The 14,712-nt window shown below is 63.9% G+C and carries 11 protein-coding genes; 5 read left to right on the forward strand and 6 right to left on the reverse strand.

Annotation, left to right across the window (positions count from 1 at the left end; translation table 11 throughout):
- The 4 genes from F2P47_RS05680 to F2P47_RS05695 form a co-directional block, all read right to left on the reverse strand.
- A complete protein-coding gene (locus F2P47_RS05680; protein WP_152215208.1) occupies positions 1–1,206 on the reverse strand; it encodes an acetyl-CoA C-acetyltransferase in 1,206 nt (401 codons plus the stop codon).
- A gap of 145 nt (positions 1,207–1,351) precedes the next feature.
- Entirely contained in the window at positions 1,352–2,509 is a 1,158-nt protein-coding gene (locus tag F2P47_RS05685; RefSeq protein WP_152215209.1) for an acyl-CoA dehydrogenase family protein, read from the reverse strand.
- Between the two features lie 63 nt (positions 2,510–2,572).
- Positions 2,573–4,360: an acyl-CoA dehydrogenase C-terminal domain-containing protein gene (locus tag F2P47_RS05690; protein ID WP_152215210.1), complete on the reverse strand. Its 1,788-nt coding sequence runs from the start codon at positions 4,358–4,360 to the stop codon at positions 2,573–2,575.
- Positions 4,361–4,390: 30 nt separating this feature from the next.
- Entirely contained in the window at positions 4,391–4,921 is a 531-nt protein-coding gene (locus F2P47_RS05695; protein ID WP_246176754.1) for a MerR family transcriptional regulator, read from the reverse strand.
- A gap of 239 nt (positions 4,922–5,160) precedes the next feature.
- On the opposite strand from F2P47_RS05695, the gene F2P47_RS05700 reads away from it, so the two are divergent.
- The 5 genes from F2P47_RS05700 to F2P47_RS05720 all read left to right on the forward strand — a co-directional run bounded on the left by F2P47_RS05700 (position 5,161) and on the right by F2P47_RS05720 (position 11,409).
- Positions 5,161–5,718: a CAP domain-containing protein gene (locus tag F2P47_RS05700; protein WP_152215212.1), complete on the forward strand. Its 558-nt coding sequence runs from the start codon at positions 5,161–5,163 to the stop codon at positions 5,716–5,718.
- Positions 5,719–5,924: 206 nt separating this feature from the next.
- Positions 5,925–8,747 carry an SEL1-like repeat protein gene (locus F2P47_RS05705; RefSeq protein ID WP_152215213.1) on the forward strand — a complete coding sequence of 941 codons (2,823 nt, stop codon included), beginning with the start codon at positions 5,925–5,927 and terminating at the stop codon, positions 8,745–8,747.
- Positions 8,748–8,854: 107 nt separating this feature from the next.
- Complete coding sequence (locus tag F2P47_RS05710; protein WP_152215214.1) at positions 8,855–9,781, forward strand: sulfite exporter TauE/SafE family protein; 927 nt, start codon at positions 8,855–8,857, stop codon at positions 9,779–9,781.
- Complete coding sequence (locus F2P47_RS05715) at positions 9,778–10,575, forward strand: TIGR02186 family protein (RefSeq protein WP_152215215.1); 798 nt, start codon at positions 9,778–9,780, stop codon at positions 10,573–10,575. The genes F2P47_RS05710 and F2P47_RS05715 overlap by 4 nt, the downstream gene beginning before the upstream one ends.
- A gap of 66 nt (positions 10,576–10,641) precedes the next feature.
- Entirely contained in the window at positions 10,642–11,409 is a 768-nt protein-coding gene (locus tag F2P47_RS05720; protein ID WP_152215216.1) for a cytochrome c biogenesis CcdA family protein, read from the forward strand.
- Here F2P47_RS05720 and pdeM read toward each other — a convergent pair.
- On the reverse strand, positions 11,406–12,125 hold the full coding sequence (gene pdeM / locus F2P47_RS05725; protein ID WP_246176756.1) for a ligase-associated DNA damage response endonuclease PdeM: 720 nt from the start codon (positions 12,123–12,125) through the stop codon (positions 11,406–11,408). The two genes, F2P47_RS05720 and pdeM, sit on opposite strands and share 4 nt — an antisense overlap.
- Positions 12,118–14,676: a ligase-associated DNA damage response DEXH box helicase gene (locus tag F2P47_RS05730; protein WP_152215217.1), complete on the reverse strand. Its 2,559-nt coding sequence runs from the start codon at positions 14,674–14,676 to the stop codon at positions 12,118–12,120. The genes pdeM and F2P47_RS05730 overlap by 8 nt, the downstream gene beginning before the upstream one ends.
- Between the last annotated feature and the right edge of the window lie 36 nt (positions 14,677–14,712).

Below are 14,712 nucleotides of genomic sequence, written 5' to 3' on the forward strand. Positions count from 1 at the left end.
TCACACGCGCTCGATGATGGTGGCCGTGCCCATGCCCGCGCCGACGCAGAGCGTGATGAGCGCAGTGTTCAGATCGCGGCGCTCGAGTTCGTCGAGAACCGTGCCGAGGATCATGCCGCCAGTGGCACCGAGCGGATGGCCCATGGCGATCGCGCCGCCATTGACGTTCATCTTGTCGTGCGAAATGTCGAGCGCCTGCATCATGCGCAACACGACGGAGGCGAAGGCTTCGTTGAGTTCATAAAGATCAATGTCCTCGGGGCGCATGCCGGCCTTCTTCAGCGCCTTGCGCGAGACGTCGGCGGGACCCGTGAGCATGATGCAGGGTTCCGAACCGATGGACGCCATGGCGCGGATGCGCGCGCGAGGCTTCAGGCCCATCGCCTTGCCGGTGTCGAGATTGCCAAGCAGGACGCCCGAGGCGCCGTCCACGATGCCCGACGAATTGCCGGCATGGTGGATGTGAACGATTTCCTCGACTTCGGGGTAACGTTCAAGGGCGACGCCGTCGAAGGCGAATTCGCCGAGCGAAGCAAAGGACGGCGTGAGCGCGGCGAGCGACTGCATGGTCGCGTCGGGACGCATATGCTCGTCATGATCGAGAATGGTCAGGCCGTTGATGTCCCTCACCGGGATGACGGACTTCTTGAAGTAGCCCTGCTCCCAGGAATTCGCTGCGCGCTTCTGGCTCTCGATGGCATAGCCATCGACATCCGCGCGGCTGAAGCCGTATTTCGTCGCGACGAGATCGGCGCCAATGCCCTGCGGCGTGAAGTAGGACTTGAAGGCAATGGCCGGATCGGTCGCCCAGGCGCCGCCCGAAGCCCCCATGCCGACGCGCGACATCGACTCGACACCGCCGCCGATGGCCATGTCGGCCTCGCCGCACATGACTTTCGCCGCCGCCATGTTGCAGGCCTCAAGACCGCTGGCGCAGAAGCGGTTGACCTGCACACCCGCCGTCGTGTCGGCGTAGTCGGCATTCAGCACCGCAATGCGCGCAATGTCGCTGCCCTGCTCGCCGATCGGATCGACGCAGCCGAAGACGACGTCGTCGACGCGCGATGTGTCGAGGCCGTTGCGGTCGCGCAACGCCTTGAGCACCTGTGTGCCAAGCTCCAGCGCCGTCACTTCGTGCAGCGCGCCGTCTTTCTTGCCCTTGCCGCGCGGCGTGCGCACGGTGTCATAGACATAGCAGTCGGTCATTTCCGTCTCCCGTCTGGTCCCATGGCCCCAACCTTCGAAGATGCGGCTACCCGCCATCATCAGGATGAGGAATATTCCTGAATAAGCTCCCCGCCTTGAGACGCGGCGTGGAACGCCGCGTCTCAAAGAGCGAGGCAGAGCGTAATTAGAGCGTGCGTGCGATCAGCAGCTTCATGATCTCGTTGGTGCCGCCATAGATCTTCTGAATGCGCATGTCCTGGTACATCTGCGCGATGGGATACTCCATCATGTAACCATAGCCGCCGAAGAACTGCAGGCAGGTGTCGACGATCTGACACTGCTTTTCGGTCGTCCACCACTTCGCCATGGCGGCCGTCGTCGCATCGAGTTTGCCGTCGAGAAGCTTCATCGCGCAGTCATCGGTGAAGACGCGGGCGATCGCGGCTTCGGTCTTGCACTCGGCAAGCTTGAACTGCGTGTTCTGGAAGTCGAGCAGCGACTGGCCGAAAGCCTTGCGCTCCTTGACATAGGCGGCAGTGAGGCTCACGGCCTTTTCCATCGCAACGCAGGCCTGCACGGCGATGATGAGGCGCTCCTGCGGCAGCTGCTGCATGAGCTGGATGAAGCCGCGGCCTTCCTCGGTGCCGAGGAGGTTCGAGGTCGGAACCTTCACGTCGTCGAAAAAAAGTTCCGACGTGTCCTGCGCATGCATGCCGATCTTGTCGAGGTTGCGGCCACGGCGGAAGCCTTCGACTTCCTCCGTCTCAACCATGATGAGCGAGATGCCCTTCGCGCCGGCCGACGGATCGGTCTTCGCCACGACGCAGATCAGCGTCGACTGCTGGCCATTGGTGATGAAGGTCTTCTGGCCATTGATGACATACTGGTTGCCGACCTTCTTCGCCGTCGTCTTGACGCCCTGAAGATCGGAGCCAGTGCCGGGCTCGGTCATCGCGATGGCGGCAACCATCTCGCCCGACGCCATTTTCGGCAGCCACTTCTTCTTCTGCTCTTCGGTGCCATAGGCCTCGATATAGTGAGCGACGATGCCCGAATGCACCGAGTTGCCGAAACCGCTGACGCCGGCGCGGCCCTGTTCCTGGGCGATGACCATCTCATGAGCAAAATTGCCGCCGCCGCCGCCATATTCCTCGGAGATCGAGGCGCAGAGGATGCCGGCCTCGCCTGCCTTGTTCCAGGCATCGCGGTCGACATGGCCCTGCTTGTTCCAGCGATCGGAATGCGGCGCAAATTCCTTTTCGTAGAACTTGCGAACCGCATCCTGAAGAATCTCCAGCTCTTCCGTGAGCCAGGGCGACTTGTAACCGGCGATCAAATCCATCTGTTTCTCTCTCCTGTCTGTGCCCGATTTTCGGGCTTTTTGTTATGAGTCGATTTCCGCCGATCAGAACTCGTCGGCGGAAAAATCCATCAAGGGTGCGGCGCCCACGCGAATACGCGTGAGATGAGTCGCCGTTTCCGGCACGACGCGCTCGAAGTAATAGCGCGCGGTCTTGAGCTTCGCCTCGTAGAAGCCCTTGTCGCCATTGCCCGAAGCGAGCTTCTCGGCCGCCGTCTTCGCCATCATCGCCCACATGAAGGCAATAGAGGTGACGCCGAAAAGCTGGAGATAGTCGAAGGAACCGGCGCCTGCATTGTCCGGGTTCTGCAGCGCGTTCTCCATGAACCACAGCGTCGCCGCTTCGAGGTCCTTGCGGGCCGCGACCAGCGCATTCATGAAGCTCTCTGTTTTCGCATTGGTGTTCGCGGCGACAAAATCGTCGATCAGCTTGAAGAAGCCGAAGACGCCACGCCCGCCATTCTGCGCCAGCTTGCGGCCGACAAGATCGAGAGCCTGAACGCCATTCGCGCCTTCGTAGATCATGGCGATGCGCGCATCGCGGACGAACTGGCTGAGGCCGTTTTCCTCGATATAGCCGTGGCCACCATAAACCTGCTGTGCCTCGACCGCATTCGCGAAGCCGCGATCGGTGAGATAGCCTTTCACGACAGGCGTAAGCAGCGCCATCATGTCGTCGCCGAACTCGCGCGCCTTCGCATCGTCAGATGCGTGGCTGAGATCGCCATGAAGCGCTGTCCAGACGAGAAGCGCGCGGGCGCCCTCGTTGAAGGCCTTCGCATTGAGCAGCATGCGCCGCACATCGGGATGGACGAGCAGAGGATCGGCGGGCTTGTCCGCTTCCTTCGGGCCCGTCAGCGAGCGCCCCTGAAGGCGGTCCTTCGCATAGGCGAGAGCGTTCTGATAAGCCGCTTCCGACTGCGACAGGCCCTGCAAACCGACGCCGAGACGCGCTTCGTTCATCATCGTGAACATGGCGCGCATGCCCTTGTTCTCCTCGCCGACGAGCCAGCCCTTGGCGCCGTCATAGTTGAGAACGCAGGTCGCGTTACCGTGAATGCCCATCTTGAGCTCGAGCGCGCCGCAGGAGACGCCGTTGCGCTCGCCGAGGCTGCCGTCTTCCTTCACGAGGAACTTCGGCACGATGAAGAGCGAGATGCCCTTGATGCCCGCGGGCGCGCCTTCAGTGCGCGCCAGCACGAGATGGAGAATGTTGTCGGCGAGATCGTGCTCGCCGGCGGAAATGAATATCTTGGTGCCGGTGATGGCAAAGGAGCCGTCGCCATTCGGCACGGCCCTGGTGCGCAGCAGGCCCAGATCGGTGCCGCAATGCGGCTCCGTCAGGTTCATCGTGCCGGTCCACTCGCCGGTGACGAGCTTGGGCAGGTACATCGCCCGCTGCTCATCCGTACCGTGATGAAGAAGCGCCGAATAGGCGCCATGGCTGAGGCCCGGATACATGCCGAAGGCCATGTTGGACGACGACACCATCTCATTGAAGAGAACGCCCAGCGCATTGGGCAAACCCTGTCCGCCGAAGGCGGGATCGGCGACGAGCGCCGGCCAGCCGCCTTCGACGAGGGTCTTGTAGGCTTCCTTGAACCCGGATGGCGTCGTCACCACGCCATTGGCGAGCTTGCAGCCCTCGCGGTCGCCGACCTGATTGAGAGGCTGCAGCACCTCCTCGGCGAGCTTCGCAGCCTCGTCGAGGATCGCGTCCACTACGTCAAGCGGCGCATCCCGGAATCCGGGAAGCTCCGAATATTGCGACATGTTGAAGGCTTCATGCAGGAGGAAACGATACTCCCGCAGGGGTGCTTTGTAGCTCGGCATGTTCGGCCTCGGGTTAGGAGCGGCTCGACCTCAGACGGTCGCCGCGGATGTTTTCGCCTGTGCGGCGGAAGGCTGGGTCTTGACGACGCGCGGACGCTTCTTCGCATCGACCAGCGCCTGGGCCATCTGGCCCTGCAGCGTATCTTCGAGCTTCTGGCAGCTTTCCTTCAGCGTCGCGATCTGGAGCTCGATCTCCTTGCGCTGCTTTTCGAGGCTGGCGATGCGGCGCTTGAACTTGTCGATGGCGACTCGGTTCTGCGTTTCGCAGCCGTCCTCGAGATCATAGAGGCTCAGGATTTCCTTGATCTCCGACAGCGCGAGGCCGACGAGACGGCCGCGCACAATGAGGATGAGCCTTGCACGGTCGCGCGGATGATAGATGCGTGTCTGGCCCTGACGCTCCGGCTTCAGGAGGCCCTTGTCCTCATAGAAGCGGATGGCGCGGGTCGTGAGGCCGAATTCCTCGGCAAGCTGGGTGATCGAGAAGGTGATGGAATTGCCGTCGCAATGTCCGGCGGGGGCAGCAGCGGCCTGAGCCGCATTGTCCAACTGGTGGTCCACGACGTTTTCCTGTTTCCCTTGTCGCCGAACCCGCACAAATCCCGGGGCAGCGGACCGAAGTCCACCCCCAGCACGCAGGAGCGGCATGTAATTGAGCTGGCGGTTTTCCGCCGTTTTTCTATGTGAGCGCCACGCTAGTTGACGTTGACGTAAGCGTCAAGAGGTCAAGAATGCCCGCTTCGCCATGAACCATCGGTTGCTCTATCCTCCCTCGTCCCGTCGAAAGGGAGGGGGAGACGATGCCGCAAGTTTTCAAACCTTTGATGTACGTCCTCATGGCGCTGACGCTTTCGGCTTGCGCCACGCAGAATGCGGGAGAACCGCCCAAGCCCGAGAGGGTCAGCCTCACCTCCCTCCCGGCCTCGGCGAGTGCGGCGGCGCAGGGCGAAAGCACCCTCACCCGCGCCATACTCGGCGCCGTTAACACCTATCGCGGGGAAAAGGGCGTCGCGCCGCTTGCGCCCGATGCGACGCTGCAGCGCGCCGCCGCGATCCACAGCGCCGACATGTCGCTGAGGAACTTCATCGGCAGCTTCAATCCCGACGGACAGGGCACAAGGGAACGGGTTCTGGCCGTCGACCCCAACCATGTCGGCGAGGTTTTCGAGACGATCAGCCTCCTGCGCGATATGGCGGACCAGGCGCCCGAGACGGTGGCCGCCGCCGTCGTCAAAGGCTGGACCACCGACCCCGTCCGGCGAAAGGTGCTGAAGGATACCGCCCTCACCCGTTCGGGCGTCGGCGTCGCCAACAAGGGCCGCGACATATACGTCACGGAAGTCTTTGCGACCGAGTAACGCTGTGCCCGGCTTGCACGAAGCTAAAAGTTTTCAACAGCCGTTAATGATGTATTTACCGCGTCTGCCGTTTTATGAACGGGCAACGGCGTGTCGGGCGGGTGTCTGCACTGGAGAGCACCGCAATCCTTGCTTGAAAGGGTGCTTTTTACCGCCAGATTTCGCGGCCATACTGCAAAAAGGCGTCAAAGGGTTAGTGATTCGGAATGAGACCTGCTGTCCCCTGGAGCGTGAAGGGCATTGAGCCCGAGGCGCGCGAAGCCGCCAAGCAAGCGGCTCAGCGCGCGGGCGTCACGCTGGGCGCGTGGCTCAATCAGATGATTCTGGACGCAGGCACTGACGAAATCGGCAGAACAAGTGCCGAATCCCTGCCGCGTCCGGCCCCTCAGCCGTCCAACGCCCAATCCTATTTCTCCCAACCGGCCCCCTACGACCTCGCGCCGGTAGCCGAGACCATGCGCGAAGTGATCAATCGCGTGGAAAGCAGCGAGCGGCGCGGCGCCGAACTCGCGCGGCGCCTGGAACAGACCGTCGGTCATCTGGCCGAGCGGCTCGAAGAGTCGGAGCGCGCGATGGACGACACACCGGATCGCCGTACGCTCGACCCCCTGGAACGCAAGATTCAGCAACTCTCGGAGCGGCTGGAAGAGCAGGAGCGCGGACGGACCACCCGGCGCAACCCCGACGACAAGGCGATCCAGACACTCGAAAAGGCGTTGAACGCCGTCGTCGACCACCTCGACACAACCGAGCGGCGAACTGAAGAATCCCTCGGCGAAATTCGTCAGACCCTTGCCAAGGTCGCCCAGCGCGTCGACGCGCGCGAGGAAGAAAAAGAACGCGAGCAGGCCGAAGCCCGCGCCCGCGCGATCGACACGAATTTGCAGACCATGGCGAGCCGCCTCGAAAAGATGGAGCAATCCGTCGGTTCGGTGAGCGCGCAGGCCGTCGAAACCGCCCTCAAGGCCATTACCGACAAGACCGACGCCGAGCAGCACAAGGCAACGATCAACACCCTTCAGCGCAGCCTTGCCGAGATCATGCAGCGGCTCGAACGCGCCGAGCAGCGGACGGACGAAACGCTCAAGACCTTTGAGATGACGGTGACCAGCATTGCGCACCGTCTTGACGACCTCGACGCGCCACGCCCGCCCGCACCCGATACAACGCATATCGTCGACAGCCGCCTCGAGCAGATGGCGAACCGCCTGCAAGACAACGAACAGATGACGCTGCAGGCCGTGCAGACGATCGAACGCGCGATCGCCGGCATGTCGGACAGCCTGAATATCGCCGAGAACCGTTCGCGCGAAACGACCGAGTCGCTCCATGTCATGCTGGAGCGGATGACGGATCGGCTTGGCCGTCTCGAAAAGGAAGCAAAGGCCGCGCTCGCCCAGCCTGCCACGCCCGCGCAACCTGCTCAGCCTTCGCAGATGCTTTCGCCCCAGATCGCGGTGGGAAGCAGCACCACCCACGGTGCCGGCAGCGGCTTCGTGCCCGGCGCGCAGGGCTTTCCGATCCCGAATTTCGATGCGCCGCCCATGGGTGGCTTCGGCGCACCTGCGAGAGCCGATTTCCGCAGCCCCTTCGCCGATCCGGTCTTCCCGGAAGTGCCGGCGTTGCCCTCGCCCGCGCCGGTTCCTTCACCATCCAAGGTCGTGCCGGAAAGCGTTGCGAGCGGCGCGATCAGTGACGTGCCGCCACCTTTCGCGACCGCTGGCGACGAAGCCACGTCCGAACTGCGTGCGCCGACCGATGCGGACATCACCAACCCAACGCAGGAATCGGCGCATGCCGCGCATGATTTCCTGTCCGCCGCGCGCCGCGCAGCGCAAGCTGCGGCAGAGGCCGGTCGCAACCCGCAGCAGCCCGGCCAGTCGCCCTATGCGGAATCCGCGGCGCGTTTCACCGCCATCGACGATCGCCGCGACAATCGCGGCAAGCGCGTCCTCATGGGGCTGCTCGCCGCCCTCATTCTCGCAGGCGCAGGCGTTGCCACGCTTCGGTATCTGAAGCACGAACCTCTGGCGCCCTTCATCGACGTACCCGCGAAACCCACCGTGACGGTCAATCCCGCACCGGTAGCGGACAAGACTGCGGACAAAGCCACGGATATGGGCGCGAGCACCGAAACCGCGGCACCTGCCACACAGGAACATCCGGAGGCCAAGCCGGACGACGCCGGGGCCAAAGCGGCGGCTCCCACGGGAGAAGCGGCTCCGGCGTCCACCACATCGGCTGCGCCCGCCGAAACGGCCTCCGAGTCGCCCCCCGAGTCACCCATTGTCCCAATGCCGAAGAAGCCGGCGAAACAGGCCGAGGCGGCCATTCCGCGCACGGAAGCCAAGGGCCCGACACTTACGCCGTCGCCAGCAAAACCGGTCGCCACCGCCCCTCTCGGGGACCAGGCTTCCGCGCCCACCGGCGACCGCGCCCTTCGCGCCGCCGCCACGCGCGGCGAACCCGCCGCGCAATACGAAGTTGCCCAGCGCTATGCGAATGGCGAGGGCGTCGCCGCCGATCTCTCGCAGGCCGCTTACTGGTACAGGCAGGCCGCCGATCAGGGCCTCGCCATCGCTCAATACAGGCTTGCCGCGCTTTACGAAAAGGGCCGTGGGCTAGCGCAGGACGATGCGCAGGCGCGCAAGTGGTATGAAAAGGCCGCCGTGCAGGGCAATGTGAAGGCGATGCACAACCTCGCCGTCATCTATGCCGAGGGCCGCGGCACGAGGCAGGATTTCACCACGGCGGCTCGCTGGTTCGGGCAGGCTGCCGAACTCGGCCTAGGCGACAGCCAGTACAATCTCGCCATTCTTCAGGAGCGCGGGCTCGGCGTGCCACAGGATTACGCCTCTGCCTACAAATGGCTCTCCATCGCGGCCAAGGGCGGCGACAAGGGCGCAGCGCAGAAGCGCGACGAACTCGCCGCCAAGCTCGACGCGACGACGCTCGCCCAGGCGAAAGTCGCCGCCGAGACATGGGCGCCGAAGCGTCCCGACCCGACCGCCAATGGCGACCTCTCCTGAGCGGTAAAAGCCCCAAGCTCTAGGAATCGCTGCGCCGACGTGCTACCCCGAATAGGCCCTCCTGCGGACGAAATGCGCGCCTGAAACGCCGGCGGAGACCAAGCCGCATGCAGATCTATCTGCCGATCGCCGAACTGCCGGTCAATGTGCTGGTGATCCTCGCCATGGGGGCGGCCGTCGGCTTCCTGTCAGGCATGTTCGGCGTCGGTGGCGGCTTCCTGATGACGCCGCTTCTCATCTTTCTCGGCATCCCCCCGGCAGTCGCAGTCGGCACGCAGTCGACGCAAGTCGTCGCCTCCTCCGTCACCGGCGCTCTGGCTCATTGGCAGCGGGGTAGCATTGATTTCAAGATGGGCGGGGTGCTGCTTGCAGGCGGTGTGCTCGGCTCCCTGAGTGGCATCTTCATCTTCCGTCTGCTGACGCGCCTCGGCCAGATTGACCTTGCCATCTCGCTCATCTATGTCGTTTTCCTGACCATCATCGGCACCTTGATGATGACGGAAAGCCTGCGCGCCATGCGGGCGGCGGCACGGGGAACGCCGCTCCCGGCAAGCCGGGGCGGCCAGCACAGCTGGATGCACGGCCTGCCCTTCAAGATGCGTTTCCGCCGCTCGAAGCTCTATATCAGCGTGATCCCGCCGATCCTCGTCGGATATTTCGTTGGCATGCTGTCGGCGATCATGGGCGTCGGCGGCGGCTTCATCATGGTGCCCGCCATGATCTATCTCCTGCGCATGCCAACCTCGGTGGTCATCGGCACATCCCTTTTCCAGATCGTCTTCGTGACCGCGCTCACCGGCGTCATGCATTCTGTGGAGAACCAGGCCGTCGACATGGTGCTCGGCCTCCTGCTGGTCATCGGTGGCGTGGTCGGCGCGCAATATGGCGTACGCGCCGCCATGCGGCTCAAGGGCGAGCATCTGCGCGCGCTTCTCGCGCTGATCGTGCTGCTCATGGGATTGAGGCTCGGCTGGGATCTCGTGACGACGCCGCCCGATCTCTTTTCCATCTCCGATCTGGCGCCACATTCATGAGGATGGGCGCGTTACATAAGTGGGCCATTGCCGCCTTCCTGGCTCTGGGCACCGCCCCTGCGCTCGCCGACCAGCTCGTCACGGATCTTTCCGAACACAAGATCGCCATCCGTTCGAATTTCACCGGCACGCAGATCCTGCTCTTCGGCGCGGTGGAGGCGAACACTCCCGGCGAGCGAGCGCTCGACCGCGACGTCATCGTCGTCGTGACAGGCCCCAGCCGCGCCATGACGGTGCGACGCAAGGCCCGCATCGCCGGCATCTGGGTCAATCACGACTCGCTCGTCTTCCCACGCGTGCCGAGCTACTACGCGGTGGCGAGCACGAGGCCTCTCGAGGTGACTGCGGGCATCGATATTCTGAAGCGCGAGCAGATCGGCATCGACAATGTCGATCTCGGCACACCGAAGGCACAGGCGATGGATGGCCGCGAGGAAATCCTGCCGCCCGACGATGAGGCGAGTTTCATCAAGGCGCTGATCCGCAACAAGAAGCGCGAGAAGCTCTTTATCAGCGATCCAGGCGGCGTGACCTTTCTCGGTCAGACGCTTTTCCGCGCCACCGTCGACATTCCGGCAAATGTTCCCGTCGGCCTCTATACGGCGACCGTTTTCCTGCTGCGCGATGGCCAGGTGGTCGACGCCATCGCCTCGCCCCTCTATATCGACAAGAGCGGGCTCGAGCGCTTCATCTATCGCCTCGCCCATGCCCAGCCGCTCTTCTACGGCCTGGTCGCCGTGCTCGGCGCGGCGCTGGCGGGTTGGCTTGCTTCGGCGCTCCTCCGTGAGCGGTGAAACATTGCCCCATGGCATCGTTGCGGCCGCGCCGCTAGAGTGCCGCGCGACTGAACGGGACGGAAAATGACTGATCTCAATATTTCCTATGCGGCAGCGGCGGCGGGCGGCCTTCTGAGCTTTCTCTCGCCTTGCGTGCTGCCCCTCGTGCCGGCCTATCTCTGCTTCATCGCCGGAACCTCATTCGAGGAGCTGACGAAGGATGAGGCGCAGGGGCATGAAAAGCTCACGCAGCGCGTCGCGATCGGCGCGATCGGCTTCGTCCTTGGCTTCACCACCATTTTCGTGGCGCTCGGGGCCAGCGCCTCCGCGATCAACCCCTACATCCTCGCGCATAAGGAAACACTCGGCCGCGTTGCGGGCCTCATCATCATCGTCTTCGGCCTGCACTACATGGGTATCTTCCGCATCGCGCTGCTGAATCGCGAGGCGCGTTTCCAGCCCGAGCGCATCGGCGACGTGACGCAAAGCCTCTGGATGCAGTTCCTGAGCCCCTATGTCCTGGGCCTCGCCTTCGCCTTCGGCTGGACGCCCTGCATCGGGCCGATCCTCGCGACGATCCTCGCCATCGCGGCCTCGCAGGAAAGCCTGCGGGCGGGCGTGGCGCTGCTCGCCACCTATTCGCTCGGGCTCGGCATTCCCTTCCTCGCGGCGGCCTTCGCGATCCGTGGCTTCCTCGCCTTCGCAAAGCGCATCCGCAGCCACATGCAGGCGATCGAAATTGCAGCGGGCGTATTGCTCGCCGGCACGGGCCTTCTGATGGTGCTCGGCTCCTTCGAGACGATCGCCATCACGCTGATCAACCTCTTCCCGTTCCTGGCAAAGCTCGGCTAATCGCCTTCGAGCCGACGCGCGGCGACCGGTACGACACTCCTCGCCCCCATCATCCAGGCATGGAAATCGAGACCGGGCAGAAGATTGTCATAGGCGACATCAAGCACATTGAGCCCGCCTGCATAGGCACCGAAGGCTGGCAGGATCGCCCGCGTGCCGTCCGATACCACGCAGCGCCGACGAAGGCGCCGTCCGCGCACACGCACCGCCGCACAGGGATGGAGATGCCCGGCAATCTCGCCCGTTGCGGGCGCGGGGCGCGGCTCATGGCGAAAGGTGAGCGGCCCGATGCGAAGCTCATCGAGAACCGCACCGCCGAACGCGCGCGAGGGACGCGGATCATGATTGCCCGCGATCCAGACCCATTCCGTCCGCCGCGTGAGTTCCGAAAGCATCGCTGCGTCCTCGCCACTCATCCGCGCTTCGGCGCCCTGATCGTGAAAGCTGTCGCCCAGCGCAACGAGGCGCAACGGCCGATGCTTCGCAATCAATGCATCGAGGCGGCGGAGCGTCGCTCGCGTATCATAGGGCGGCAGCGCGATACCGCGGGCGGCAAAGGCGGACCCCTTCTCAAGATGGAGATCGGCAACGACGAGCATGCGCTCCATTTCCCACCACACCGCGCCTTCGGGCAGCACGGCCAGCGCGGCGCCGCAGACGCGCAGAGCCGGCGCCGCGTGAAGCCTCTCCTCCGATATGTCGACTGTCTCAGACAAGCCGCGTCGCCTCTTCGATCAATTCATCGGCCGCTTCGTGGAGCAGCGCCTCATTCGCCTCGCCATGCACCTGTTCCTTGCCGATGTCGAGCAGCACTGGCACAGCGAGTGGCGAAACGCGGTCGAGCCTTTTCAGGACGATGTGTCCCCTGATGCGCCTCAACATATCACCGACGCGGGCCACATCGAGAAGACCCGTCGCCGCATCGGCATAGGTGGCGCGCAGCAATATGTGATCGGGCTCATGCTCCCTGAGCACGTTGTAGATGAGATCTGAGGAAAAGGTTACCTGCCGTCCGGTCTTTTCCTGTCCCGGATAGCGCCGCTCGATGAGCCCCGCAATGACCGCGCAATCGCGAAACGTGCGCTTCAACAGGTTCGACTCGGCAAGCCACGCTTCCAGATCGTCGCCCAGCATGTCCTCGCCGAAAAGCTCGGAAAGCGGCAACGAGCCGCGCTCGGCCATCAGCCCCATGTCGCGCAGGCCCCAGATCGCCAGCGAATATTCGGACGCGACGAAGCCCAGTGGACGCGCGCCCATGCGATCGAGGCGGCGCGTCAACAACATGCCCAGCGTCTGATGCGCGAGCCGCCCCTCGAAGGGATAGCAGACGAGATAATAGCGATCACCGCGCGGGAAACATTCGACCAGAAGCTCGCCCTCACGCGGCAGGACGGACCGCCACTCCTGAAGCCGCAGCCATTCCTTCACCTGCGCGGGCAGAAAGGTCCATTCCTCATGATGGGCGAGCATGCGGCGCACGCGCTCCGCAAGATAGGTCGAAAGAGGAAACTTGCCGCCGTAATAGGACGGGATCATCGGTTCGCCGCCCTCCGCATGAGTGACAAGCGCCTCCGTTTCGGCGAGTCCCTCGAAGCGTAATATGTGGCCCGCAAAAATGAATGTGTCGCCGGGCGCGAGCTGGTCGATGAAATATTCCTCGATCTCACCCAGCATCCGCCCGCCCATGCCTCCACGCGGGCGCCTGCCCTTACCGATCAGCCGGATGCGGATCATCGGCGCCTCGACGATGGTGCCGACATTCATGCGATACTGCTGCACCACCTTGGGAGATGAAGGCCGCAGCCGCATGTCGCCTGTCATGGGCGAATTGGCGCGCAGCCGCGCATAACGGTCATAGCTCTTCAGCGCATAGCCGCCGGTCGCGACGAAATCGACGACGCGATCGAAGGTCACCCGGTCGAGATGGCGATAGGGCGCGGCGGCACGAACCTCATCGAAAAGCGCGTCAGGCGCGAAGGGCTCGGAACAGGCGCGGCCGAGCACATGCTGCGCAAGCACGTCGAGGGCGCCGTCACGGCCGATCCGCGCGTCCTGCGCGCCCTCGATGGCGGCCGCGCGGGCAGCCTCGCATTCGAGAACCTCGAAACGGTTCGCGGGCACAAGCAAGGCGCGCGAGGGCTCGTCGAGACGGTGATTGGCGCGGCCGATGCGCTGCGCGAGGCGGCTGGCGCCCTTTGGCGCGCCTATGCAAATGACGAGATCGACTTCGCCCCAGTCGATGCCGAGGTCGAGCGTCGACGTGCAGACGACAGCGCGGAGCGTTCCCGCCGCCATGGCCGCCTCCACCTTGCGGCGCTGTTCCGCCGCGAGCGATCCGTGGTGAAGCGCGATGGCGAGGCTGTCCTCATTCAGATGCCAGAGCGACTGGAACACGAATTCCGCCTGGCTGCGCGTATTGACGAAAACGAGCGTCATCCTGTTGCGCCTGATAGCGTCATAGACGAACGGCAAGGCATGACGCGCCGAATGGCCGGACCAGGGAATGCGCGCCTCGCCATCATCCTTCGTTTCCGGTCCTTCGGGAACGAGCACGCCGATTTCGGGCCGCGCGCCCGGCGGCGCGACCACGACCTCACTCAATGCCTCGCCATCCACCGGTTGCGGCATCAGATAGCGGCGCAACTCATCGGGCTCGGCCACAGTCGCGGAAAGACCGACGCGGCGGAGTTTCGGCGCGAGGATGCCGAGACGTGCAAGACCGAGAGCGAGAAGATCGCCGCGCTTCGAATTCGCCAGCGCATGAAGCTCATCAAGGACCACGCAGGACAGGTTGCCGAAGAAGGCGCCCGCATCGGGATAGGAGAGAAGCAGCGCCAATTGTTCCGGCGTCGTCATCAGAATGTCGGGTGGTTCGCGGCGTTGGCGCTGGCGACGATTGGTCGGCGTGTCGCCTGTGCGCGTCTCAACGGAAATATCGAGCCCGATCTCCGCTATCGGCGTTTCGAGATTACGCTTCACGTCGACGGCCAGCGCCTTCAGCGGCGAGATATAGAGCGTGTGGAGGCCGGGCTTGCGCTCTGCGCGCTCGCTCAATTCGACGAGACTCGGCAGAAATCCGGCAAGCGTCTTGCCCGCGCCGGTCGGCGCGATGAGGAGCGCCGACCTGCCCGCTCGTGCTAGATCGAGAAGCGCAAGCTGGTGCGCGCGTGGGCTCCATCCGCGCGCAGAAAACCAGTCGCCGAAACGAGCGGGCAGCCCGTTCGTCTCCGTGGATGGCACTGCTTTTCGGCTCGTCGGTTTCGGCATGCCTACTCGTTATCATGCCTGTGTCGTCACAGGCAT

The sequence above is a fragment of the Parvibaculum sedimenti genome (assembly GCF_009184905.1).
In the GTDB taxonomy this organism is placed as follows: Bacteria; Pseudomonadota; Alphaproteobacteria; order Parvibaculales; family Parvibaculaceae; genus Parvibaculum; species Parvibaculum sedimenti.